This is a genomic window from Mycobacterium haemophilum DSM 44634 (assembly GCF_000340435.2).
In the GTDB taxonomy this organism is placed as follows: domain Bacteria; phylum Actinomycetota; class Actinomycetes; order Mycobacteriales; family Mycobacteriaceae; genus Mycobacterium; species Mycobacterium haemophilum.
Map to the genome: position 1 here is coordinate 3,482,191 of NZ_CP011883.2, position 25,356 is coordinate 3,507,546.

Annotated in this window: 21 protein-coding genes; 9 read left to right on the forward strand and 12 right to left on the reverse strand. The window is 64.3% G+C overall.

Going from position 1 to position 25,356, the window contains the following annotated elements; all coding sequences use genetic code 11:
* Window position 1: 1 nt before the first annotated feature.
* The 4 genes from B586_RS16235 to B586_RS16250 form a co-directional block, all read right to left on the reverse strand.
* Entirely contained in the window at window positions 2–2,392 is a 2,391-nt protein-coding gene (locus B586_RS16235) for a cation-translocating P-type ATPase (RefSeq protein ID WP_054879409.1), read from the reverse strand.
* Window positions 2,389–3,981 carry a serine hydrolase gene (locus B586_RS16240; protein ID WP_054879408.1) on the reverse strand — a complete coding sequence of 531 codons (1,593 nt, stop codon included), beginning with the start codon at window positions 3,979–3,981 and terminating at the stop codon, window positions 2,389–2,391. Before B586_RS16240 ends, B586_RS16235 begins: the two co-directional genes overlap by 4 nt.
* 65 nt (window positions 3,982–4,046) lie before the next feature.
* Complete coding sequence (locus B586_RS16245) at window positions 4,047–5,165, reverse strand: MBL fold metallo-hydrolase (protein ID WP_156406906.1); 1,119 nt, start codon at window positions 5,163–5,165, stop codon at window positions 4,047–4,049.
* A 5-nt stretch (window positions 5,166–5,170) separates the two neighbouring features.
* The gene (locus B586_RS16250; RefSeq protein ID WP_054879407.1) at window positions 5,171–5,914 is read right to left on the reverse strand and encodes an enoyl-CoA hydratase; all 744 of its coding nucleotides are present in this window, start codon (window positions 5,912–5,914) and stop codon (window positions 5,171–5,173) included.
* Window positions 5,915–5,940: 26 nt separating this feature from the next.
* Between B586_RS16250 and B586_RS16255 the strand changes: the two genes are divergently transcribed.
* A complete protein-coding gene (locus B586_RS16255) occupies window positions 5,941–7,461 on the forward strand; it encodes an acetyl-coenzyme A carboxylase carboxyl transferase subunits beta/alpha (protein WP_047314268.1) in 1,521 nt (506 codons plus the stop codon).
* Window positions 7,462–7,564: 103 nt separating this feature from the next.
* Here the strand turns inward: B586_RS16255 and B586_RS16260 are convergent, their stop codons facing one another.
* Window positions 7,565–8,170: a TetR/AcrR family transcriptional regulator gene (locus B586_RS16260; RefSeq protein ID WP_047314267.1), complete on the reverse strand. Its 606-nt coding sequence runs from the start codon at window positions 8,168–8,170 to the stop codon at window positions 7,565–7,567.
* A 97-nt stretch (window positions 8,171–8,267) separates the two neighbouring features.
* Here B586_RS16260 and B586_RS16265 point away from each other — a divergent pair, with 97 nt between their 5' ends.
* The 3 genes from B586_RS16265 to B586_RS16275 all read left to right on the forward strand — a co-directional run bounded on the left by B586_RS16265 (window position 8,268) and on the right by B586_RS16275 (window position 12,330).
* Window positions 8,268–9,938 carry an FAD-binding dehydrogenase gene (locus B586_RS16265; RefSeq protein ID WP_054879406.1) on the forward strand — a complete coding sequence of 557 codons (1,671 nt, stop codon included), beginning with the start codon at window positions 8,268–8,270 and terminating at the stop codon, window positions 9,936–9,938.
* Window positions 9,939–10,261: 323 nt separating this feature from the next.
* Window positions 10,262–10,972: a two-component system response regulator PrrA gene (gene prrA / locus B586_RS16270; protein WP_156166248.1), complete on the forward strand. Its 711-nt coding sequence runs from the start codon at window positions 10,262–10,264 to the stop codon at window positions 10,970–10,972.
* Window positions 10,973–10,989: 17 nt separating this feature from the next.
* The gene (locus B586_RS16275) at window positions 10,990–12,330 is read left to right on the forward strand and encodes a sensor histidine kinase (protein ID WP_047314265.1); all 1,341 of its coding nucleotides are present in this window, start codon (window positions 10,990–10,992) and stop codon (window positions 12,328–12,330) included.
* A gap of 23 nt (window positions 12,331–12,353) precedes the next feature.
* On the opposite strand, the gene arfC is transcribed toward B586_RS16275, so the two are convergent.
* Genes arfC through arfA form a run of 3 tightly spaced genes read right to left on the reverse strand, consistent with a single transcriptional unit; the run spans window position 12,354 to window position 13,990 of the window.
* The gene (arfC, locus tag B586_RS16280; protein ID WP_438804118.1) at window positions 12,354–12,797 is read right to left on the reverse strand and encodes a channel accessory protein ArfC, sunset domain variant; all 444 of its coding nucleotides are present in this window, start codon (window positions 12,795–12,797) and stop codon (window positions 12,354–12,356) included.
* A gap of 11 nt (window positions 12,798–12,808) precedes the next feature.
* Window positions 12,809–12,970, reverse strand: a complete 162-nt coding sequence (gene arfB / locus B586_RS21480; protein WP_047314263.1) for a channel accessory protein ArfB — start codon at window positions 12,968–12,970, stop codon at window positions 12,809–12,811.
* Window positions 12,971–12,982: 12 nt separating this feature from the next.
* Window positions 12,983–13,990 (reverse strand): channel-forming protein ArfA/OmpATb, encoded by a 1,008-nt coding sequence (gene arfA / locus B586_RS16285; RefSeq protein ID WP_418001141.1) that lies wholly within the window; start codon window positions 13,988–13,990, stop codon window positions 12,983–12,985.
* Window positions 13,991–14,192: 202 nt separating this feature from the next.
* Here arfA and B586_RS16290 point away from each other — a divergent pair, with 202 nt between their 5' ends.
* Window positions 14,193–15,773: a phytoene desaturase family protein gene (locus B586_RS16290; protein ID WP_054879403.1), complete on the forward strand. Its 1,581-nt coding sequence runs from the start codon at window positions 14,193–14,195 to the stop codon at window positions 15,771–15,773.
* 407 nt (window positions 15,774–16,180) lie between these two features.
* On the opposite strand, the gene B586_RS16295 is transcribed toward B586_RS16290, so the two are convergent.
* A complete protein-coding gene (locus B586_RS16295; RefSeq protein ID WP_047314261.1) occupies window positions 16,181–17,476 on the reverse strand; it encodes a citrate synthase in 1,296 nt (431 codons plus the stop codon).
* A gap of 179 nt (window positions 17,477–17,655) precedes the next feature.
* Window positions 17,656–18,282, reverse strand: a complete 627-nt coding sequence (gene pdxH / locus B586_RS16300; RefSeq protein WP_047314389.1) for a pyridoxamine 5'-phosphate oxidase — start codon at window positions 18,280–18,282, stop codon at window positions 17,656–17,658.
* Between the two features lie 305 nt (window positions 18,283–18,587).
* On the opposite strand from pdxH, the gene B586_RS16305 reads away from it, so the two are divergent.
* The gene (locus B586_RS16305) at window positions 18,588–19,709 is read left to right on the forward strand and encodes a citrate synthase 2 (RefSeq protein WP_054879402.1); all 1,122 of its coding nucleotides are present in this window, start codon (window positions 18,588–18,590) and stop codon (window positions 19,707–19,709) included.
* A 184-nt stretch (window positions 19,710–19,893) separates the two neighbouring features.
* On the forward strand, window positions 19,894–20,352 hold the full coding sequence (locus B586_RS16310; RefSeq protein WP_047314259.1) for a VOC family protein: 459 nt from the start codon (window positions 19,894–19,896) through the stop codon (window positions 20,350–20,352).
* Window positions 20,353–20,363: 11 nt separating this feature from the next.
* On the opposite strand, the gene B586_RS16315 is transcribed toward B586_RS16310, so the two are convergent.
* Together B586_RS16315 and B586_RS16320 are read right to left on the reverse strand one after the other, a co-directional pair.
* Window positions 20,364–22,058, reverse strand: a complete 1,695-nt coding sequence (locus B586_RS16315; RefSeq protein ID WP_054879401.1) for an FAD-dependent oxidoreductase — start codon at window positions 22,056–22,058, stop codon at window positions 20,364–20,366.
* Window positions 22,059–22,072: 14 nt separating this feature from the next.
* The gene (locus B586_RS16320; RefSeq protein WP_047314257.1) at window positions 22,073–23,098 is read right to left on the reverse strand and encodes an AurF N-oxygenase family protein; all 1,026 of its coding nucleotides are present in this window, start codon (window positions 23,096–23,098) and stop codon (window positions 22,073–22,075) included.
* A gap of 229 nt (window positions 23,099–23,327) precedes the next feature.
* Here B586_RS16320 and serC point away from each other — a divergent pair, with 229 nt between their 5' ends.
* Entirely contained in the window at window positions 23,328–24,458 is a 1,131-nt protein-coding gene (gene serC / locus B586_RS16325; RefSeq protein ID WP_047314388.1) for a phosphoserine transaminase, read from the forward strand.
* Between the two features lie 117 nt (window positions 24,459–24,575).
* Window positions 24,576–25,349, forward strand: coding sequence for a septation protein SepH (sepH, locus tag B586_RS16330; protein ID WP_054879400.1), 774 nt, complete (start codon window positions 24,576–24,578; stop codon window positions 25,347–25,349).
* Window positions 25,350–25,356: the final 7 nt, after the last annotated feature.

The window sequence follows — 25,356 nt, forward strand, 5'->3', positions numbered from 1 at the left end:
GTTACCGCCACAACCGCGGTTCGAGCCCGAGCTTCCTGGCCCGAATCCACCACATTGCCTCGATCACTGCGGCGCCGAGCACGCCGATCCCCAACGCGGTCGACGTCACCACGAGATTCGACGGATCCAGGAAGAACTTTTTCTGAGTCAGCGGCACACTGAAGATCACCACGTAGGCCAGACCCGAGCCAATGACCAGCGCCAGCCGCCACCACTGGTAGGGACGCGCCGCCACGGCAAGCACCCATAGCGCGGTTACCAGCAACGTGAGCAGCGCCGCGGTCGACGCCTGGTCCTGTTGCTGCCAACTGGCGTGACGGCCGCGGTAGGCCACCAAGTAGGAGACGAAAGTTGCGCTGCCGACCACGAGCCCGGCCGGCAGCGCCGACGTCAGCACCCGCCGGACGAAACCGGGATAAGCGCGCTCATTGTTGGGTGCCAACGACAGAATGAACGACGGGATTCCAATCGTGAACCACGCCGCGATGGTGGCATGGATTGGCTGAAACGGATACAGCAGCGGGTCGGCGTTGAGCAGTTTGGAGAACAAGCATTCGGTACCCACCAGCAACGCCAGCAGCGCCGAATACACCGTCTTGGTCAAAAACAGATTGGCCACCCGCTCGATATTTCCGATCACCCGACGGCCCTCACCGACGACATAAGGCAGCGTGGCAAACCTGTTGTCCAGCAACACGATCTGAGCCACCGCGCGGGATGCGGGACTGCCCGCCCCCATCGCGACGCCGATATCGGCATCCTTAAGCGCCAACACGTCATTGACGCCGTCGCCGGTCATCGCGACGGTATGACCACGCGATTGCAGGGCACGCACGATGGCCCGTTTCTGATCGGGCCGCACCCTGCCGAACGTGGTGCGGGTTTCCAGAGCGTCAGCCAGTTCAGTCTGGCCCGCGGGGAGTTGACGAGCGTCCATCGCGTCTCCACGCAGCCCGAGCTTGCTGGCGACGGCGCCGACCGAAACCGCGTTGTCGCCGGAGATTACCTTGACCGAAACATCCTGGGCAGCAAAATACTCCATCGTCTCGTGGGCGTCTGGTCGCACCTTTTGCTCCAGCACCACCAGTGCGACCGGGGTGACATGACCCGGCGCGTGCGGATCGTCGACGGCTACGTCGCCGGCACCGAGCAGCAGGACCCGCAACCCCTGCGCGCCGATTCGCTCGGCTTGTTCAGCAGCAGCCGCAGCCGGATCGAGCAGCACATCGGGCGCACCGATCACCCAATTGCCGTGGTCGCGGTAGGACACGCCGCTCCACTTGGTGGCCGACTTGAAAGGTGCTGTTGCGGTGGCGATCCAGCCGGGCGGCCGCTGATAGCTCTCGGCGATCGCCCGCATGCTGGCATTGGGGCGGGCGTCGGCAACGGCCAGCGAGGACAGCACCTCCGCGACACTTTCCCGTTGGGCCCGTTGGGCAGTCAGATCCTCGACAGCGCAAACCCACATGCCAGTTTCGGTTAAGGTGCCGGTCTTGTCCGCGCAGACCACGTCGACCCGGGCTAACCCTTCGATAGCGGGCAACTCTTGCACCAAGCATTGACGTTGACCCAGCCTGATGACGCCGACCGCGAAAGCAATCGACGTCATCAGCACCAGCCCTTCTGGCACCATCGATACCAGCGCACCCACCATCCGCAGCACAGATGACCGCCACCCTGCATGTGTGGTGAACAACTGGGTGTAGATAGTCAGCAGACCCACCGGCACCAACAGGTAGGTGATGAACTGCAGAATCCGGTTAATACCGTTGCGCAGTTCGGATTTCACCAGGGTAAACTTGCTGGCCTCCTCGGCCAGCTTGGCGGCATAGGCATGCGGGCCCACCATGGTGGCGCGATAGGCGCCGGTACCAGCGACGACAAAGCTACCCGACATCACCGCATCGCCGATGTCCTTGGTGATCGGATCCGCCTCACCAGTCAGCAGCGATTCGTCGACCTCCAGGTCATCCACCTCGACGATCACGCCGTCGACGACGACCTGATCTCCAGGGCCGAGCTCAATGACGTCGTCGAGCACCACCTCGCCGGGCAGAAGTATTCGAGTCCCGGATTGCCTGCGCACCAACGGTTTCGCCTGCCCAACGATCGCCAGCTGGTCCAGCGTCTGCTTGGCCCGAATCTCCTGGACCATGCCGATAATGCTGTTGGCGACAATGAGCAAGCCAAACAACCCGTTGATCACTGAACCCGTCGCCAGCACGACCATCAGCAACACGCCCAGGATCGCATTGATTCGGGTAAAAACGTTGGCCCGAACGATGTCCGCGATGCTGCGAGCGGCGCGCTGCGGAACGGCGTTGCTCTTGCCCTCGGCAACCCGCTGCTCCACCTCGGCGTCGGTCAGGCCGCCGGGCGACAATGTGGTCATCGGGTGAACGTTCCCAGTTTTTCTGTGTCGTAGTACTCAAGGTTTAGAGTGGCGCCGGGGAACCCTGAGAAGACCGCCTTGGAAATCGTTCCAGGCGCGGCATTTTCATTCGTCAACGGGAATGTGAAGGTATCGCCGTCCCAGTGTGTCAGGGTGACCGTCTGGTTTTTTGGCCCCATTGCCAGCTGCAGCGCGCCGTCTCGTTCGGTCACGATGACCGGACCCCAGTAGTCACTGGCGTACACGCCGAGGTAGTCGCCGAGCGGTCTGGCCGGCGCAGGGTTGGCTGGCGGCTGCTTGCCGACCAGCGAGCCCGCCGGGTTGTTCATCGGGCCGACTGCGTGGTTATACAGGGTGGCCCAGTTCTGGCGAACCTGGCCGTACTGCACCAGATCCATGAATTCCGCGGTCAGCGTTTCCGGCGCACCATACGGCGCGGCGTTGGTCAACACGATGATGCCGATGTCCTCGGATGGCAGCACCACAAAGTTCGTCGCTGCCCCCGACCCGAAGCCACCGGAGTGGCTGTACTCGGTACGCCCCGACGACGTCACCGACACGTTGAAGCCGCGGCCGTAGAGGCCGGGCCGTGCTTGCGGCGATGTCGCGGCCACCGAAATGACCTGCGGAGTAATGGCGGGCAGCAGAGCTTCAGGCGAAGTGATCCACTGGCCGTTGTAGCTTCCGTTGGCCATCACCATGGTCAGCCAGTGGGCCATGTCGTTGACCGTTGAACTCACCCCGCCCGCGGGCGTCTGCGCATCGGGATCACGTTGGAAACGTGGCTCCCACTTGCCTGAAACCTTGACGTGGTTCACCGCGTGATTAGGCCTGGCCATGAAGTCGGCGAATCGCGAACTCGTGGACGACATCCCCAACGGGCGGTACAGCACCTCATCGGACAGGTCCTCCCACGATTTGCCCGCCGCGGTGGCCACCGCCTCAGCGGCGGCGGTCAAGCCGAAGTTGGTGTAGGCGTAGCTACTCCGAAAAGGCGCCAGCGGCAGATAGCGCATGTGCTCGATCACCTGGTGCCGGTCGTAGCCGAGATCCTCCAGCTTGTCGCCTGCGTGATCGGGTAGCCCAGAGCGATGCGAGTACAGGTCAGCGATGGTCACATTGCTGGTGACGTAAGGATCAGCCAACGCGAACCACGGCAACTTGGACACCACGGGTGTGTCCCATCCGATGACGCCGTCGGTCACCTCATGCGCCACCACTGTGGCACCCACGGATTTTGACATCGAAGCCAGCTGGAAAACGGTGTCTGCGTCAACCTTGTTGTCTTGACCGTCACCTTTGCTGATGTCCCTGACACCGAAACCCTTGGCGTACACGGTTTTTCCACCATGAACGATGGCCACGGCCAGGCCCGGTATGCCGCTGCTTTTCATCAGCTCGCTGACCAGGCCGTCGACCTTGGATACGGCATTGTCGATGCGGCCGGCCGGAATCTGCAGACCCGACACCTCGTTGGGAGGAGCATCAGACAAAGTGGACGGCGGGTTCGACACCGGTTGAGCAGAACCACATCCGCTTAACGCCAACACGACCATCACAACAGCGGCCATCGCCGCGCGCTTCGTCATGCCCGCAGACTCTAGCGCGGGAACCCCAAACTTCCGAGCGGGCCGGAAAACACGGAGTTAGCCAATCAGAGCCGCCACCAGGGATTGAACCTCAACGGCACGGCCGGATCGAGACGTTGACCGGGGACGGGTATGGCGACCTGGACCTGTGCAGCTTCGGCGGCCACGAGCAGCCGTTCGACCGGTTCAGCCCACGGGTGAGGAGCCAGCCGGAAGGTACCCCAGTGGATCGGCACCAGCAGTCCTGACCGTGAGTCCGTGACCTCCAGATGCGCCCGGACCGCCTCCTCAGGGTTCATGTGGATGTCCGGCCATGCCGAATGGTAGGCGCCGATGGGCATCAACGTCAGGTCGAACGGCCCGTGGTCGGCGCCGATCTGCGCGAAGCTCTTGGTGTAGCCGGTGTCGCCGCCAAAATACGCGCGACGACTTGGACCGATCAGCCCCCACGACGCCCACAGCGTGGTGTTTCGGTTCAGGAAGCGCCCCGAGAAATGCCGTGCCGGCATGCAGATCAGGGTGAGCTCGTCGATGTGAGCACTCTGGTCCCAGTCAAGTTCGACGATGCGGTGCTCAGGGATCCCCCAGGCGCGAAGGTGGGCACCGACACCGAGCGGCACGAAAAACGGGGCCCGCTGTGTGCGAGCCAACCCGATGACAGTGTCGATATCGAGATGGTCGTAGTGGTCGTGGCTAATGATCACCGCGTCAACGGCAGGCAGCGCTTCCAGTTGTATCGGCGGTGGGTGCAGCCGGTGCGGTCCGACCACGTCCGAGGGCGAGCATCGGTCACTCCACACCGGATCGGTGAGCACACGGTAGCCGTCGATCTCCAGCAGCGTCGTCGAGTGACCGAACCAGCTGACCGCGAGCTGGCCGGGGACAGCCTCGAAAATATTCGGTGCGGCCAACGGGATCGGCGCTGCCGGCCGGCTCGCGTCGCGTCCACCGATAAACTCCCACGCGATGAGCCGCAGTTGCTCGCGGTCCATGTCGAGCACCGAGGCGGATTCGAGGTTGATAAAGACGCCGTCTCGGTAGTTCGGAGAACCCTCCGCCACCGCCTGGATCGAAGCTAGGTCGGCACCGAGGGCGGCTGGCGCGCCATGCAATGCCCGCAACAGCCAACCGCCCACCGCCAGCGCGGACGTACCAGCGGCCCATCGCAGCGCTCTGCGCAGCATGAATGTCATGCCCCCTGGAACTTCGGCGGCCGTTTCTCCACCCGGGCGACCTGCGCTTCGATGACATCCTGGCTGGCCCAGGCCTTGTCGAAGAGCTCCTTGTGTTCCGGTCGCGCCTCCTCGATGGAGCCGTCGTCGTTGAGTACCCGCTTGGCGTGCTGGATCGCCAGCGGTGCCAGACCGCTCACCTCGGCGGCCCAGGCCTGGGCGTCGGCCAGCGTGCCGATGCGGTTGGCCATCCCGGTCTGCAGCGCGATCTCGGCGGTCAACTTCTCCGCCGTCAGCAGCATCGCGCGGGCCCGGCCGTGGCCGACCAACGAAGACAGTCGGCGGATACTCCAGTTATCAAGGGCCAGACCGTATTTCGATGTCGGAAACTGAAAATACGCGTCCGGTGCGACAACTCGCAGATCACATTGCATGGCCAACTGCAGGCCGGCGCCGATGGCGGGGCCGTTGATAGCACCAATTACCGGCATCGGAGCTGCGTCCATGACCCTGTGCAACTCGATCAGCCGGTCAGGGTAGTCAGCGGCGAACGCGTCTCCGCTCAGGTCCGCGCCGGCGCAGAACACTGTGCCCTGGCCGGTCAGCACAATCACGCGGGTGGGCGCCTCGCTGGCGGCACTACTGGCTTTCTGTACCGCCTCCCGCAGCTCCTCGACAAGGTGCGAATTCAGGGCGTTGCGGCGCTCGGGACGCTGCAGCTCGATAGTCATAACGCCTTCGGCCTGGGTAATACCGATCATTGGGCCAGCCTATATAGCCTCGTCGGGTGAGTCGTATCACGACCGACCAACTCCGCGACGCGGTGCTAGACGCTGGCTCATTCGTCAGCTGGGACCGCGAACCGCTAGCGCTGCCGGTAACCGAGTCCTACACGCGGGAGCTGACTGACGCCCGAGCCGCCAGCGGCCTAGACGAATCGGTGCTGACTGGCCAGGGGCGCGTATTCGGGCGACAGGTAGCGATCGTGGTCTGCGAGTTCAGCTTCCTCGGCGGCTCGATCGGGGTGGCAGCCGCGGAGCGGATCACCGCCGCCGTGCAGCGAGCGACGGCCGAGCGGCTGCCGCTGCTGGCCTCGCCGAGCTCCGGGGGCACCCGCATGCAGGAAGGCACTGTCGCGTTCCTGCAGATGGTGAAGATCGCCGCGGCCGTCAAACTCCACAAACGGGCGGGTCTGCCCTACCTGGTGTACTTGCGTAACCCGACCACCGGCGGAGTCTTCGCGTCGTGGGGCTCGCTGGGCCACGTCACCGTCGCCGAGCCGGGTGCTCTGATCGGCTTCCTTGGACCTCGGGTGTACGAGTTGCTGTATGGCGAGCCCTTCCCGGCCGGCATCCAGACCGCGGAGAATCTGCAGCGGCATGGGGTAATCGACGCTGTCGTCGCGCTGGATGGACTGCGACCGACGTTGGATCGTGCGCTGACGGTGATCGCCGATGTCCCCGAGCCGCCACCGCCGCCGCCGCGACCCGAACCGATACCGGATGTGCCGGCTTGGGACTCGGTAATGGCGTCGCGACGGCCTGACCGGCCAGGTGTCGAACGAGTGCTGCGGCACGGCGCCACCGACCGAGTGCTGCTGTCCGGCACCAGTCACGGCGAGGCAGCGACCACGCTGCTGGCACTGGCCCGATTCGCCGGCCAGCCCGCAGTGGTCCTTGGTCAGCAACGAGGTCCCGGCGGGTTGGAAAAGGGCAGGGTCGGGCCCGCATCGTTGCGCGAGGCCCGGCGCGGCATGGCGCTGGCCGCCGAGCTACGCCTACCGCTCGTGCTGGTGATCGACACCGCTGGCCCGGCGTTGTCGGCCGAAGCCGAGCAGGGTGGGCTGGCCGGCCAGATCGCCCAGTGCCTGGCTGAGCTCGTCACGCTGGACACTCCGACGGTGTCGGTGCTACTGGGTCAGGGCAGCGGCGGACCGGCGCTGGCCATGGTGCCCGCCGACCGGGTACTGGCGGCACTGCATGGCTGGCTGGCGCCACTCCCGCCGGAGGGCGCCAGCGCGATTGTTTTCCGTGACACCGCTCATGCCGCCGAACTTGCAGCGGCCCAGGGCATCCGGTCGGCCGACCTGCTGAAGTCCGGAATCGTCGACGTGATCGTGCCCGAGCATCCCGACGCTGCCGACGAACCGGTCGCGTTTTCCCAACGGCTGTCCAGTGCTATCGCCGCCGAGCTGCACGCGCTACGCGAGGTACCCGATGCCCAGCGTCTTGCGGCGCGGTTGCAGCGTTACCGCCGCATCGGGTTGCCCCGCGACACTGACACCAGGTACCCGACACGGGACACATGACCGTGGTGATGTCCGGGTGAACGTGTCAGTCGGTCATGGCAACGTTGCCCGCGGCCCATGCACCACCGTCACCGCCTGGCCTACCGGTGATCTGGCCAGGTGGTCAGCGGGTCAGCAGAAGGTTGAGAAGTTGACTGAGCCAGCTGCGGGCGGCGGCCTGGTCGCCATCGAGCAGGAGTTGAATGCTCACCCCGTCGTATATGGCGACAACAGCGCGGGCGGCGTCGCTCACTGTCCCAAGTGCAGCGGGTAACTCGGTGGCTCTGCTGCTGAGACGGTCTTCGATGGCTGCTCGCAGCTGAGCGCGGTGGGCGACCAGGCGTTGGGCGAGGTCGGGGTGGCGCGCGGCGTGCATCAGGAAGTCGGTTTTGATGAGCAGCCAGTCACGGTCGAGCAGCAGGGTGGCCGCAACCCTGTCCACAACCTCGGCCGGTTCGGCCGACCCCGCGATGGCGGTGCTGAGCTGTTCGGCGATCAGGGTCGCGTGCTGGTCGTAAAGCGTGAAGAACAGTTCCTCAAGGCGGTCGAACTGCGAGTAAAACGCCCCGCGGGTGTAGCCGGCCACCGTGCATACATCCTCGATGCGCACATGCCCGAATCCCTTGTCGGCGAACACCTGAAACGCAGCGTCAAGCAACCGGGCACGAGTTTCTGCGCGACGCTTTGTCACCCGGACCGGCTTGGCAGCGTCGGCAGTTGTGGATGTCATCTACATCACACTCCAATGCATAAGAATATCTGATTCAATTAGGCATCCGACGGCGCCTGAGGGCGGCATCAGTACCAAACCGTTAGGAGACCATGACATGGACGCTGATGCCATCGTCATCGGCGGCGGTTTGGCCGGACTGGTCGCGACCCACGAACTGACCGCTCGGGGCAAGAAGGTCGCGCTGGTCGATCAGGAGAGCGAAGCTAACCTGGGTGGTCAGGCCTTCTGGTCGTTCGGTGGGATCTTCCTGGTCGACAGCCCCGAACAGCGCCGTCTGGGGATCAAGGACTCCTTCACATTAGCCTGGAACGACTGGTCTGGGAGCGCGGCATTCGACCGGCTCGACGATGAAGACTTCTGGGCCGCAAAGTGGGCTCGGCGCTATGTGGAGTTCGCCACCGGGGATCAGCGCGCCTACCTGGCTGAGCACGGCATCCAGTTCATGCCCACCGTGGGGTGGGGTGAGCGCGGGGATCTGCGCACCAACGGGCACGGCAACTCGGTGCCCCGCTTTCACATCGCCTGGGGTACCGGCACCGGAGTCGTGGAGCCGTTCGTGAACTCGGCCCGCCAAGGCTCGGCGCGCAAGCTGGTGACGTTCTATCACCGTCACCGCGTCGACGAACTGGTCTTCACCAACGGCGCTGCCACCGGGGTCAAAGGCATAGTGCTGGCACCCGACGACTCGGTGCGCGGCGCCCCCTCCAACCGGGAAAAGATCAGCGAGTTCGAGCTGTCCGCGCAGGCGGTGATCATCACCACCGGCGGGATCGGCGGCAACCACGACATGGTGCGGCGCCACTGGCCGCAGCGGATGGGCACCCCACCGGCGTCCATGATCACCGGTGTGCCCGCCTATGTCGATGGCCGGATGCTCGACATCGCCGCCGACAGCGGAGTACGGCTGGTCAACCGCGACCGGATGTGGCACTACACCGAAGGCGTCATCAACTGGAACCCGATCTGGCCGAACCACGCTATCCGGATCATTCCCGGCCCGTCGTCGATGTGGTTCGACGCGCTGGGCCGGCGGCTACCCGCCCCCTACCTACCCGGCTACGACACCCTGGGCACCCTGCGGTACCTGCGCACCACCCCCGACATCGCGCGCTACGACCACTCCTGGTACATCCTGACCCAGAAGATCATCAAGAAAGAGTTCGCGCTGTCCGGCTCGGAGCAAAACCCCGACATCACCTCCAAGAGCCGCAAAGCAGTTCTGCGGGAACGGATCTTCAATAAGCATGCGCCGGGCCCGGTCGAGGCGTTCAAAACCCACGGCGCCGACTTCGTGGTCGCCGAAAGCCTCGAAGAACTCGTCGCAAGAATGAACACCCTCACCGATGAACCCCTCTTGGACCCGGCCGTGATCCGCGCGCAGATCGAAGCCCGGGATCTGCAAATGGCCAACCCGTTCAGCAAGGACGTCCAAGTTCAAGGCATCCGCAACGCGCGGCGCTCACTGGGCGATCGGGTCGGCCGGGTAGCCGCCCCGCACCGCATCCTCGACCCCGATGCGGGACCACTGATCGGGGTGAAACTGCACATCCTGACCCGAAAGACGTTGGGCGGCATCCAAACCGACCTTGCCTCGCGCGCGCTAGGCGCCGACGGCAAACCCATTCCCGGCCTGTATGCCGCGGGGGAGGTCGCCGGGTTCGGCGGTGGTGGGGTGCACGGCTACAACGCGCTGGAAGGCACCTTCCAGGGTGGCTGCATCTTCTCCGGACGCGCTGCCGGACGCGCGACCGCCGAGGCCCTCTGACCCAACCGGATGTCTTCGACGAACTGCGTCAACGCGTCCGAATGCCAGCACCACGCCCTAGCCCTCGCCGAATCCGTCTCCCGATCCAGGTGCAAGATGGCGCGCCAAAGTTTAAATCCCGCAACATCAGCGGTGGCAAATACACTGGATATCGCTGTCTACCAACTGATTTCGACTACCACACAGTCAGCGCCGAAACAGTAACTATTAACCGACGGGCGGCCGTGTCGAGAGCAGACACTCGGGGAACAGCCGTGCGGCGGGTCACTCCCCCGCGACCCAGCGGGTGGTCCTCCCACCGCCGTCGGCAACGATCCGGCAAAATGGGCGGCATGGACACTGGTGTCAGCTCACCTCGAGTGTTGGTCGTCGACGACGACTCCGATGTGCTTGCCTCGCTGGAGCGCGGCCTACGACTATCCGGATTCGAGGTATCAACCGCCGTCGACGGGGCCGAGGCGTTGCGCAGCGCCACCGAGACCCGGCCGGACGCAATCGTGCTCGACATCAACATGCCGGTATTGGACGGTGTCAGCGTCGTCACGGCGTTGCGAGCCATGGACAACGACGTCCCGGTTTGCGTGCTGTCCGCACGCAGTTCGGTCGACGACCGGGTGGCGGGCCTGGAGGCCGGCGCCGATGATTACCTGGTCAAACCGTTCGTGCTGGCCGAGCTGGTAGCACGAGTGAAGGCGCTGTTGCGCCGCCGCGGCGCCACCGCGACGTCCTCCTCGGAAACCATCACCGTGGGCCCGCTGGAGGTGGACATCCCCGGTCGGCGAGCCCGGGTCAATGGTGTCGACGTCGACCTAACCAAGCGAGAGTTCGATCTGCTGGCAGTGCTGGCCGAGCACAAGACCGCCGTACTGTCGCGCGCCCAGCTGCTGGAGCTGGTGTGGGGCTACGATTTCGCCGCCGACACCAATGTCGTCGACGTGTTCATCGGGTACCTGCGCCGCAAGCTGGAGGCCAACGGCGGGCCTAGGCTACTGCACACCGTTCGAGGAGTCGGGTTCGTGCTGCGCATGCAGTAACCGGATCGAAGCATGCCATGAATATCCTGTCGCGCATCTTTGCCCGTACGCCGTCGTTGCGAACCCGGGTGGTGGTCGCCACAGCCATCGGTGCAGCGATTCCAGTGCTCATCGTCGGCACCGTCGTCTGGGTCGGGATCACCAACGACCGCAAAGAGCGGCTAGACCGCAAACTGGACGAGGCCGCGGGTTTCGCGATCCCGTTCGTGCCGCGGGGCCTTGACGAAATTCCGCGCTCGCCCAACGACCGGGACGCCATCATCACGGTGCGCCGCGGCAACTTGGTCAAGTCGAATTCCGACATCACGCTGCCCAAACTGAAAGACGACTACGCCGACACCGACCTCCACGGGGTGCGCTACCGAGTGCGCACGGTGGAGATCCCGGCACCAGAGCCGACGTCAATTGCCGTCGGCGCGACGTACGACGCCACCATCGCCGAGACCAACAACTTGCACCGCCGAGTGCTACTGATCTGCGGATTCGCCATCGCCGCGGCGGCCGTGTTCGCTTGGCTGCTGGCCGCATTCGCGGTGCGCCCGTTCAAACAGCTCGCTCAGCAGACCCGATCAATCGATGCCGGAGACGAGGCACCACGGGTGGAAGTGCACGGCGCCACCGAAGCCGTTGAAATCGCCGAGGCGATGAGGGGAATGCTGCAGCGCATCTGGAATGAACAGAACCGGACCAAGGAGGCGCTAGCATCGGCCCGCGACTTCGCTGCGGTGTCCTCCCATGAGCTACGCACACCATTGACCGCAATGCGCACCAATCTCGAGGTGCTGGCCACATTGGATCTGGCCGACGACCAACGCAAAGAAGTCCTGGGCGACGTGATCCGCACCCAGTCGCGGATAGAGGCCACCCTCAGCGCGTTGGAGCGGTTGGCCCAGGGCGAACTGTCGACGTCGGACGATCACGTGCCGGTCGACATCACCGACCTCCTCGACCGTGCCGCCCACGACGCGACCCGGAGCTACCCTGACCTCGACGTCTCACTGGTGCCGTCGCCGACCTGCATCATTGTGGGGTTGCCGGCCGGGTTGCGACTTGCCGTCGACAACGCAATCGCCAATGCCGTGAAACATGGCGGCGCCACCCAAGTCCAGCTATCCGCAGTCAGTTCGCGGTCCGGGGTGGAGATCGCCGTCGACGACAACGGCAGCGGCGTGCCCGAGGATGAGCGCCAGGTGGTGTTTGAACGATTCTCTCGAGGCTCGACGGCATCGCATTCGGGGTCAGGCCTGGGGCTGGCGCTGGTGGCCCAGCAGGCCCGGCTGCACGGCGGGACGGCGTCGTTAGAAACCAGCCCGCTGGGCGGTGCGCGGCTGCTGCTGCGCATACCCGCGCCCAGCTAACCGACGCAACCCCGCTGAATACCTTATTTCCGTGAGCTCTTGCGCCACGGCGTGAAATAGGCCCGTTTCGCGGACTCCTCATCCTTGAACCAGACCTGGGCGACAGCCGAATCGTATGTTGGGTCATCGGGCGTGTAGTAGAGCCTGGTATCCGACCGGCCCTTGACCAGCCATCCCGCCGGCCCGCTGCCGTCGGCGCGGGCACGCGCGGAGCCCGGGCCAAACGGCGCGTATGGCGCCACGGGACTCGTGGTCGTCGGTGACTCTTCTGCAACGGGAATCGTCGTCGGTGGCTCTTCTGTAACAGGGATCGTGGTCGTCGGTGTGCCGGACTCAGAGCCCAACTCGCCCATCGACGTCGGAACCGGCACTTGATGTTTGACGCGACGAACCATCAGCGTCAAGGTCAACACCAACCCGATAGCAAAGGACAACGCGACCAGCCCCCAATGTGCGTGGTCGACCAGCACAGAGGTCATCACTGTGCGCCCATCTCATTCGAGCCGGACACATCCGCAGGAGCTTCTCTCTCAGTGTTGTCGCTCGCTCGTTTGATCGACAAGGTGACGATCACCCAGGAAACCGCCGACCCCGCGACGAAAGCAAGCAGGTACGACAACCACTGGACCACCAAATCCATGCCGGATTCTCCTTAGCTGACCACGATTTCGACGCGGCGATTCTTAGCGCGGCCATCGGGCGTGTCGTTGCTGGCGATCGGGTTGACCGAACCCATACCTTTCACGGCGAGGCGATCGCGGGCAACGCCATGGGCAACCAGGAAGTCGGCGACTGTACCGGCCCACTGGGCGCTCAACGGAATATTGATGCCCTCGGAGCCTGAATTATCGGTGTAACCATTGAGCGTCGCATGCGCTTTTGGGCATGCCTTGAGCTTGTCGGCAACCTGAGTCAGGATCTGGCCGTCAGCCGGGGTCAAGCTAAATGCGTCGTTCCCGAAGGTAATCGGCCCACCCGTCGCGGCGTTAATGGCCGACTGCAAATCGGCACACGGATCAGCCGGAAGGGCTCCAGGCGGAACGGGGCCGGGAGCTCCAGGCGGCGGAATCTGCCCCTTAACCTGAATGTTGTCAACGATATTCAGACCGGACCAGGTGTGCACTGCGGCACGATCGAGGGTATTTTTCTGGTCCATCGATACTGCTGTTCCCGCCAAGGTCACAGTGTCACCATTGACCGTGAGGCTGAAATCGATCATCGACGCGCTCAGCTTGAAAAGCAGCCCCGCATTTGAGAAATCGAGCGCGTCAACATTGGGGTTGATCTGGATTTGGTCAACGACGTTGACACCTGGGGCGAGGGAGCCCTTGAGCGCATCCATCAGCGCCGCTTTGGCGGAGTCGTCGGGAAACTCGCCGCTGAGCGTAATATTGTTGGCATTGCGGCTAATTGAAAGCGGCGCCAAGGAGAACTTGGAAGCGCCAGAACTGTTCGACGGCGTAAGTGACGGCAGCGTGCCGGTTGGCCCATTGACGGGCGGGGGCCGATCGAACGCGCCGTAACCGATTGCCGCGATCAGCAACGGAATAACTACCACACCGATCAACCACGGAAGGCCGGGCGAGCGTCGATCGAATCGTGCAGCTTGCCGGGGGTCGGTGATGGCGGCCGTTGTGTCGACACTTCCCTTATCACCCACCATCGCCCTCCCCTCTGATCGTTTGGCGCGGCTCGTCCACGCTGCAGGCGATATGCAGCCTACCGAGTCGACACCAGGACACTGCCCAGATCGGGCACACTATAGCGATGGGCGAAGGGAGGAAACCGACTGCGCAACGTCGAGCACTTAGCGAAACTGGCGGTGACCCGCGCGGGGTGACGGTGCTAGAAACACGCCCAGGATGACCAACGCGCGGGACCTCGACACGACGGACTTCGATGTCATCGTCGTTGGCGGCGGCCACAACGGCCTCGTCGCGGCAGCCTACTTAGCCCGGGCGGGCCTGCAGGTGCAGTTGCTGGAACGGCTGGGGCAGCTTGGCGGGGCCGCGGTGTCGACGCAGGCTTTCGACGGTGTCGAGGTCCAAGTGTCACGCTACTCATACTTGGTCAGCTTGCTGCCGTCACGCATCGTCGACGAGCTGGGTGTCCCGGTGCGCTTGGCCCAGCGACGGTATTCGTCGTATACACCGCAGCCGGCTACGGCGGGGCGTTCTGGCTTGCTGATCGGGCATACCGCCAGCACATTCGCCGCGATCGGCGCGGCCGGCGATGAGCGCGGATTCGCCGAGTTCTACCGGCGCTGCCGACTGGTGACCGATCGGCTGGGGCCGACGCTGCTCGAACCCCTGCGCACCCGCAAACAGGCTCGCCAGCACGTTGCGGCAGCCGGTGGACCCGATGCAGCGGCCGCGTGGCGGGCAATGATCGATACACCGATCGGGCACGCCATCGCCGACGCGGTGGGCAACGACCTGGTCCGCGGGGTGATCGCCACCGACGCGCTGATCGGAACCTTCGCTCGCATTGACGACCAATCATTGGGGCAGAACATCTGCTTCCTGTACCACGTGCTTGGCGGGGATTGGAACGTCCCCATCGGCGGGATGGGCTCAGTGACCGCGGCACTGGCCACGGCCGCGATCGGCCATGGAGCCGAAATAACCACCGGCGCAGATGTTTACGCTGTGAACCCGGACGGCAGCGTGCACTACCGCACCGACGATGAAGAGCACCTAGTCCGTGGCCGGTTCATTCTGGCCGGCGTCACACCGGCGGTCCTGGCCAACCTGCTAGGCGAACCGCCGCCGCCACTGGCCCAAGGCACGCAGGTCAAGGTAAACATGGTGCTGCGCCGACTGCCTCGCTTGCGCGACGACAGCGTCACACCGGAGCAGGCGTTTGCCGGGACGTTCCATGTCAACGAAATGTGGAGTCAACTGGATACGGCATATTCGCGTGCGGCTGACGGGCAGCTACCGGATCCACTGCCATGCGAGGCCTACTGCCATTCGCTGACCGACCCGAGCATCCTGTCGGCTGGTTTGCGCGACTCGGGGGCGCACACAATGACGGTGTTCGGCTTGCACACACCGCACTCGATGTTCGGCCACCAAGACCCAGACGGCTTACGCCACCAACTGACCGAGTTGGTCCTGGCGTCGCTGAATTCCGTTCTTGGCGAACCGATTCAGGAGGTGCTGATGACCGACGCACGCGGCCGACCGTGCATCGAGACAACGACCACCCTGGATTTGCAACGCACACTGCAGATGACTGGAGGCAATATCTTCCACGGCGCGTTGAGCTGGCCGTTCGCCGAAGACGACGACCCGCTGGACACCCCGGCACGGCAATGGGGAGTCGCTACGGCCCACGCGCGAATCATGCTGTGCGGCTCGGGCGCCCGCCGCGGCGGGGCGGTTTCGGGCATCGGCGGCCACAACGCCGCCATGGCAGTGCTGGCCACCATGAAAACCTAGCAGTACGGATACACTTCTGGCGCTGGTTACCATTCGCCATTGAAAATAGCTATGCTCCACTGGAATTCATCGCGAATCCCCATCGTGCTGGCAAATCCGTAGCCTCTAACGCAACGGGGCTAGGGGCCTTCGCGAAATCGGCGCCAGCTCGCCACGCTCCCCAAAGATCGACAGCTGCGCCCGGGGTGCTCCTGACATTGCTTAGTAATGGGTGAGCGGCTCACCCTGTGACCCGCGCCGACTGTGAATCTGGCGACGCGACACACCGGGCGACCGTCGCGAGATTCACACTCGGTTCAGACAAAGGCGAGCAAAAAGCGTTATCTATTACTACGCACCAGCGACGGTGTCACACAGCCACTACACGAGAAACCCTGCAGTTCACCCAACAACAGTGACCGCCATAGCTATCTCGCTTCAATGGCGGTGTAGTCGCGCTCTGTGTAGCCGGTGTAGATCTGGCGCGGACGGCCGATCTTGCTGTCGCCCTCGTCGTGCATCTCACGCCAGTGCGCAATCCAGCCGGGCAGCCGACCCAACGCAAACAACACGGTGAACATCCGGGTCGGGAAGCCGAGGGCCCGGTAGATCAGGCCGGTGTAGAAGTCGACGTTCGGGTACAGCTTGCGCTCGATGAAATAGTCGTCGGTCAGCGCCGCCTCCTCGAGCCCCTTGGCGATGTTCAGCAAATCGTCGTCGCCACCAAGCTTGGCCAGGATCTTGTCGGCCTGTTCCTTGACGATGCGGGCCCGCGGATCGTAGTTCTTGTAGACGCGGTGACCGAAGCCCATCAATTTCACACCGGCTTGGCGGTTCTTGACTTTTCGGACGAATTCACCGACGTCGTCGCCACTCTCGCGGATACCTTCGAGCATCTCGAGCACCGCCTGGTTGGCGCCGCCGTGCAGCGGTCCCCACAGCGCGTTGATGCCGCCCGAAATCGAGGTGAACAGGTTGGCTCGCGACGAGCCCACCAGGCGCACGGTTGACGTCGAACAGTTCTGCTCGTGGTCGGCATGCAGGATGAACAGCATGTCCAGGGCCCGTACCACCTCAGGATCAGGTTCATAGGGCTCAGCCGGCAAACCAAACGTCATTCGCAGGAAGTTCTCCACCAGCGAAAACGCGTTGTCCGGGTAAAGGAACGGCTGGCCGACCGACTTCTTATAGGCATAGGCAGCGATGGTGGGCAGCTTGGCCAAGAGTCGGATCGTCGATAGCTCTACTTGACCGTTGTCCATCGGGTCCAGCGCATCCTGATAGTAGGCGCTCAATGCGTTGACCACGCTGGACAGCACCGGCATCGGGTGCGCGTTGCGCGGGAAGCCGTCGTAGAACCGTTTGAGGTCCTCGTGCAGCATGGTGTGGCGCTGGATCCGGTGGGTGAATTCAGCGAGCTGATCGGTGCTCGGCAAGTCACCGTAGATCAGCAGGTAGCTGACCTCGAGGAAGGTCGACTTCTCAGCGAGCTGCTCGATCGGGTAGCCGCGGTAGCGCAGGATACCGGCGTCTCCGTCGATGTAGGTGATGGAGCTCTTGGTGGACGCGGTGTTGCCGTAGCCGACATCAAACGTGGTGTACCCGGTCTTGGCCAACACCGGGCCGATCGCGATGCCGTCATTACCTTCGGTGGCGCGGACGATCTGTAGGTCGATCTCGCCTCCCGGGTACTTCAGGGTGGCGGTGTCGTCGGTGTCGGCCACGAGAACCCCTTTGCGCTCTGGCTAATATTCCTGTTGGTATAGCTGTGAAGGTAGTCGTTACCTCAACCGAGCGCCTGCCCGGGGTCGGGTCTAAGAATCTCACGGCGGTCCATCAGGTTAGCCCCGATCCGTCGAGGCGTGAGCTGGCTCTCAACGCCCGGTAGCACATCCTCACCGGGTTAGGGCTGCAGACGCTCGATACACCCGCCGATCACTCGAATCCGGTTGTGCACCCGGTTTTCCCGGCCCTGCCAGAACTCCACCACCTCGGGCGCGATGAGGTATCCGCCCCAATTCGGCGGCATCGGGACGCACTCTAAGTCGGCAAAGCGCGCGGTCACCTCTGCCAGCTGATCGAGCAGCGCCGTCCGCGAGGCGATCGGTCGCGACTGGTGCGACGCCCATGCCCCCAGTTGCGAGCCGCGCGGCCGTTTGGACCAGTAGTCCTCACTAACCTGCGGGTCGACCTTGCTCACCGGGCCGCGAATATGCACCTGCCGCCCCAGCTGATACCACGGGAAAGTCACCGAAGCATACGGCGTCGCCGCCAGCTCGTCGCCCTTATCAGAGTCATAGCTGGTGAAGAAAGTGATTCCTGCCTCATCCGCGCTCTTGCACAACACCGATCGGCTCACCGGCCTGCCGGTTGCGACGGTTGCCAGCACCATGGCGTTGGGCTCGGCAACTCCGGCGCGCTGCGCGTCGTCAATCCACTTGCAGAACAGCGCAAGCCAACCGTCATCTAGCCAGTCCGTGTCGAGATCGGGGCTGCCGTCCTTCTCGACGGAGCCGTACTCCACCCGCATCCCCGACAGGTTGGATGAGTGGTGACCCGCTGCGCCCGGCTCCGCCGCGCTTGCGATCACCACTGGGTGCGATGAGTGGTGACCCGCTGCGCCCGGCTCCGCCGCGCTTGCGATCACCACTGGGTGCTGGTCATCTGGTCCTGCCATCGCGCCAACGCTACCCGCGGGGTGATAGCAGCCGATAGCGTCGACCCGGAGGTTGCTCGACAGGTGCTGGTCATCCGGCCCTGCCATCGCGCCAGCGCGACCCTGGGCGTGTTACCGACCGGTAGCATCGGCCCGGGCCAGGTGGGAGAATTTTCCCCATGACTGTGGTCCCAGAAGACTTTGTCCCTGGCCTGAGCGGCGTGGTGGCCTTTACCACCGAGATCGCCGAGCCGGATAAAGATGGTGGCGCGCTGCGCTACCGCGGTGTTGACATCGAGGATCTGGTGCACCACCGGGTCACGTTCGGTGACGTGTGGGCGTTGCTGGTCGACGGCAAATTCGGTAGCGGCCTGCCCCCGGCGGAGCCATTCCCGCTGCCGATCCACACCGGCGATGTGCGTGTCGACGTCCAGGCAGGCCTGGCGATGCTGGCGCCCATCTGGGGATACAAGCCGCTATTGGACATCGACGACGCCACCGCCCGGGAGCAGCTGTCTCGGGCGTCGGTGATGGCGCTGTCCTATGTCGCGCAGTCCGCACGCGGCATCTATCAGCCAGCGATCCCGCAGCGAACAATCGATGAATGCCCAACGGTCACAGCACGTTTCATGACTCGCTGGCAGGGCGATCCTGACCCCAAACATATCGATGCCATCGACGCCTATTGGGTGTCGGCCGCCGAGCATGGCATGAACGCGTCGACGTTCACCGCGCGGGTCATCGCCTCGACCGGCGCGGACGTGGCGGCAGCGCTGTCCGGAGCGATCGGTGCGATGAGTGGACCGCTGCACGGTGGGGCGCCCGCTCGGGTGCTGCCAATGCTTGAAGAGGTCGAGCGCAACGGCGACGCACGTGGCCTGGTCAAGGGGATCCTGGACCGCGGCGAAAAGCTGATGGGGTTCGGGCACCGGGTCTACCGCGCGGAGGATCCCCGGGCGCGGGTACTGCGGGCCACCTGCGAACGGTTGGGGGTACCGCGCCACGAGGTCGCGGTCGCGCTGGAGCAGGCCGCGCTGGCGGAACTACGGGAGCGCCGTCCGGATCGAGCCATCGAGACCAACGTCGAATTCTGGGCCGCTGTGATCCTGGACTTCGCCCGGGTGCCGGCCAATATGATGCCGGCGATGTTCACCTGCGGTCGGACCGCGGGCTGGTGCGCCCACATTCTCGAGCAGAAACGACTCGGCAAGCTCGTCCGCCCGTCGGCCCTCTATGTGGGACCCCCAGCACGTAGCCCAGAGTCCGTGGCTGGCTGGGACCAGATTCTCTCCACGGCGTAGTGATCCGCCGAGCGTGGGGCTTATGGACGAATCCGCGGCGGTTGACGTACATAGGCCCCACACTGGCGCCAAAACCTGTCGGTGCCCCGCGGTTGAATGGCAGTGGGCGCGATGATTCTGCATCGCGGCCGGGGTCAATACCCAGGAGCCCAACCCGGGCCAGACAAGATTTGGAGGAGACATCATGGCCATCAACGTCGAACCCGCATTGTCCCCACATCTGGTGGTCAACGACGCCGCCGGGGCGATCGATTTCTACGTCAAGGCTTTTGACGGTGTCGAACTTGGGCGCGTGCCCGGTCCCGACGGCAAGCTGATCCACGCCGCCGTGCGCATCAATGGCTTCACGGTGCTGCTCAATGACGACTTCCCGGAAACGTGTGGCGGCAAGTCGATGACTCCGACGTCACTGGGCGGAACACCGGTCACGATTCACCTGACGGTCACCGATGTAGACACCAAATTCCAGCGGGCGCTGGACGCCGGTGCCACCGTGGTGATGCCGCTGGCGGACCAGTTCTGGGGTGATCGTTACGGTGTGGTCGCCGATCCGTTCGGCCATCGCTGGTCGCTGGGACAGCCGGTCCGCGAGGTCAGCATGGATGAGATCGCAGCGGCGATGTCTGGGCAGGCAAACAGTTAGTTCGCGCCCGACTACGACAGGGCACGCAGCCGGGCCACCAGCCGGCGCCGCCGCGGCGGTGCCGGCTGCGCGCTGGCTGCGGCCGCCAGCATCTCGGCGACATCGGTGAACTTGCGGCGTGGCCGGCCCTGGGCATTGCCCTGCGCGATCTCGGCGGCGTCGATGGCCCGCCATCCCGCGGAGTCGACGGCATCGGGTTGGCGAGCGTGCACCAGCTTGGCCAGCGCCGCGGGCTCGGCCACCGGGTCGGTCAGCCGGCCGGCGTTGAAGTCAGCGACCACTGCCTGAACGGTTTGAACCGAGCACGACTTGTTGGTGCCGATGAAGCCGGTTGGCCCACGTTTGATCCAGCCCGCCACGTATGCGCCGGGCATCGGCCGGCCGCTGCTCGGGTCGACGACACGGCCGCCGTCATTCGGGATTACGGCCGCTGCCTCGGCAAATGGAAGATCGCGAATCCGCTTGCCACGGTAGCCAATCGATGTCAGCACCAGGCCCGCGTCGAGCTGACATGACTCGTCGGTGCCGGTGACCGAGAATTCGACGCCGGTAGCCCGCTGCCTGCCCAGCACTCGCTTGGGCGTGAGCTGATAGGCCAGCCGGATTCGCCGCCGCGAAGTCGGCGTCGAACTATCGCCAAGGCCGCTCAAGATCTCCAGCTTCTTTCTGGTGAAGCTGTCTGAGGCGGTCGCGAAATCACCTGCCACCAGCTTGCGGTCGCCGGCGTCGAGCACCACCTCAGAGGTGACCGTCAGCCCGATCAGCTCGGGCAGGGTGAACGCCGAGTGCGCGGGCCCGCGCCGGGCGGCGATCACCACCTCGCGGACCGCGGAGCCGCGGAACACATGCAGTGCACGCTCGGAAATGTCAGTGCGGGCCAAGTCGTCCGGATCGGCGGTAAGCAGCCGTGCCACATCGAGGGCGACATTGCCGTTGCCGACGACTACAACGCGTTCGTGGCTGAGATCGACTGGCAGATCAGCAAAGTCGGGATGCCCGTTGATCCAGGCGACTAGCTCGGTAGCGGTTGCAGTACCCGGGATACCCATCCCGTCGATGTCCAGACGACGGTCGTCGGGCGCACCGACCGCGTACAGTACGGCGTGGTGATGGGCCAACAATTCGGCGTGGCTCAAGTGCCTGCCGATTTCGACGTTGAGAAAAAACCGGAAACGGCGATGATCGGTGACCCGGTCGAAGAGCTCGGTCACCCTCTTCGTGTTGTGGTGATCGGGTGCCACCCCGGCGCGCACCAAACCGTAAGGGGTAGGCAGCTTCTCGAACACGTTGACCCACACCCCAGGTTGGGTAAGCAGCTCATCGGCGGCATACATTGCCGCCGGTCCGGACCCGACAATGGCCACGGTCAACGGCCGACGACGGACATGCACCTGGGCGGCCGGGATGACCGGAGCCAGCTTCGACGTCGGCGGAAGCTTCAGGTCGGCGGGCCGCGTCGGGTAATACGACGCATTGATCTCGACAAACGGCAGCTGTTTGGACTCCAACCGGGTGTCGGGCGCGATCGCGCCAACCGGACAGGCGCTCACACAGGCGCCACAATCCACGCAGGCCACCGGGTCGATATAGAGCATCTCCGAGGTGGCGAACCCGGGCTCGTCCGGTGTTGGATGAATACAATTCACCGGGCAGGCAAAGACACAAGACCCGTCGTTGCAGCACGACTGGGTGATGATGTGCGGCATAGAAACCCTAAAGCCTACGCGGCAGGTGTCGTCGCCAGGTGCTGACGCTGCGGCTCGCTGCGGTAGCGCGACGGCTTGCCGTCGATCTTGCATATCCGCCACATCAGCCGCGCAGAGCGCGTCTCCATCAGCCTGGTGTCGTAGGCCAGCATCCGGACGTCGGCGAACATGTCACGCAACCACTTTCGCGACTCCGGCGATCGGAAGAACAACTCCTTCTTGACCTCACGCGGAATGTCGAACTCCTGCCAGAATGCCTTGGGCGGAACCACGATTGCGTTACACAACATCCGCATCGTTAGTGGGTAGTACAGCGAGACCCAGAAGCGCTGCCGCTTGGTCAAGTGCGGCAACCGCTTACGTAGGAACTCATGGGCGAAGGAGATGTGTCGCGCCTCCTCGGCTACGTGAATGGCCATCACCCGCTCCATGATCGGATGCAGCGACTTGCCTTCGCGCAGCACGTTCTTTTGCGTGTGGTCGATGGGTTCCTCGCCGGCGAGCACACCGATGAAAAACGCCACCGGCAACGGCCCGGCAATCAATGGCACCAACGGCGAAAGCCAACGCAGTCCGCGCGGCATTCCCGGCACGTCCGCGCCGACGCGGTTAACCATCTCCTGGAACATCATGGTGTGGTTGCACTCTTCAACACATTCATGCAAGCAATACCGATACTCCGGTGACCCGTTCGGCACCCAGAACGTGTAGTTCATCAGACCGCGGACCAGGATGGATTCGAAGTGCAGCCCAACCTTGGCCACGTTGGCCTGGCGCCACATCCCGATCTCAATCTTGCGGTGTTCCGGCTGCGCCAGATACCAGGGATGGCGACCTAGCGGGTCGGTGGCCGGCAGGATCCACCGCGGATCGTTGTTCGTTACCGCGAACTCCGTTGACTCCCAATCGATATCGGTGTACGGGTTGAAGTTTCGCCGCACCGACCCCTCGGACAATGTGGCGAGCATACCCACATAGTCGGCGTCGTCGCGCACCTCCATGTTGTTGCGCCAACGCCGAACCATTCGCGTCCTGGCCATCAAGCCTCCTCGATGAGGTTTACATTTGGACGTGTAATGTACACAGTACCGCAGGTACCGGGAATTCTCCAGATCGTCGCGCAGCGCTGTGACTGACACCGAAACCTGCGCTGTGATGTGACCTGTTTCACACTGCAGTGTCGTCGCTCGTGGCTAAACCAGCTTTCGGCGAGTCCAGCCAATGGCCCGCTTTGTCGCGGTGCTGGATCAGCTCACTAACCTGGGTGGCATGGCCGACCAGCTCACCCCTTTCCTTGACATTCCCGCCGCGCTGAAACCCCGCGATGGCCGCTTCGGGTCGGGACCATCAAAGGTCCGACCCGAACAGTTGCAGGCGCTGACCAGCACCGCAGCTGCCTTGTTCGGCACCTCACACCGGCAGGCACCAGTCAAGAATCTGGTGGGTCGGGTTCGGTCAGGGCTGGCTGAGCTGTTCAGCTTGCCAGACGGCTACCAGGTCATTCTGGGCAATGGCGGCGCGACAGCGTTCTGGGATGCCGCAGCCTTCGGGCTGATCGACAAGCGTTCGCTACACCTGACGTACGGCGAGTTCAGCTCGAAATTTGCCTCCGCCGTCGCTAAAAACCCGTTCATCGGCGACCCCATCGTCATCAAAGCGGATCCGGGCAGCGCGCCCGAGCCAACGGGCGATCCGTCGGTCGATGTGATCGCGTGGGCGCACAACGAGACGTCGACCGGCGTCGCGGTCCCGGTCCGCCGCCCAGCCGGTTCGGGTGACGCGCTGGTCGCCATCGACGCGACCTCTGGCGCCGGCGGGCTACCCGTCGACATTGCCCAGACCGACGCCTACTACTTCGCGCCGCAGAAAAACTTCGCCAGCGACGGCGGCCTCTGGCTGGCCATCATGAGCCCAGCCGCGCTGGCCCGGGTCGAGTCCATCGCCGCGTCCGGTCGCTGGGTTCCCGACTTCCTGTCGCTGCCGATCGCGGTAGAGAACAGCCTGAAAGACCAGACGTACAACACACCGGCAATTGGCACCCTGGCGCTGCTGGCCGAACAGCTCGACTGGTTGCTGGGCAACGGCGGGCTGGAGTGGGCAGTCAAGCGCACGGCAGACTCATCGCAGCGGTTGTACGCATGGGCGGAAGACCGGCCGTACACCACTCCGTTCGTCGTCGACCCTGGGCTGCGTTCTCAGGTGGTGGGCACGATCGACTTCACCGACGACGTAGATGCCGCGGCCGTGGCGGCAACGTTGCGAGCCAACGGCATCGTCGATACTGAGCCGTACCGCAAACTCGGCCGCAATCAGTTGCGGGTCGCGATGTTCCCCGCGGTCGAGCCCGATGACGTCAGCGCCCTTACCGAGTGCGTTGACTGGGTAGTCGAGCGCCTGTAACGCGGCGCTCATCGACCCCCAATCCCCCAGCGTGTCAGCACGGCTCCGAGCATTCGCTGCACTAGAGTGCGCAACAGGTCCGGTGCTGACCCTGCACGGAGTCTGCGAGGAGAGGCCATGCGGGAACTCAAAGTCGTCGGGCTCGATCCCGACGGCAAAACCATCATCTGCGAAGGTGACATCCCTGGTGAACGGTTCAAGCTGCCGGCCGACGACCGGCTACGCGCGGCCATGCGCGGCGACGCGGCGTTGCTGGACCAACCGCACCTCGACATCCAAGTCACCAACATGCTGAGCCCTAAAGAAATTCAGGCCCGGATCCGGGCTGGCGCCTCTGTCGAGCAGGTGGCCATGGTATCGGGGTCGGCGGTATCCGGGGAGGCCGACATCGCGCGAATCCGCCGGTTCGCCCACCCGGTGTTGCTGGAGCGTTCACGCGCCGCCGAGCTGGCAACCGCCGCACACCCCGTCCTCGCTGACGGCCCAGCAGTGCTGACGCTCCTGGAGACCGTCAGCGCCGCGTTGGTGACACGTGGCCTCGAGCCGGACAAGCTGAGCTGGGACGCCTGGCGCAATGAAGACGGCCGCTGGACGGTGCAACTCGCGTGGCAGGCCGGCCGTTCCGACAACCTCGCACATTTCTGCTTCACTCCCGGCGCTCATGGCGGAACCGTCACCGCAAGCGATGATGCGGCCAGTGAGCTCATTGACCCGGACTTCAACCGTCCGTTGCGCCCACTGGCGCCGGTAGCACACCTCGACTTCGTCGAATCCGCGACACCGGCGACCGTCGAGCCGCACGACCAACAGGTGAGCAGCCGACGAGGCAAGCCAGCCATTCCGGCATGGGAGGATGTCCTGCTCGGGGTGCGCTCAGGCGGGCAGCGCTGATTGCTGG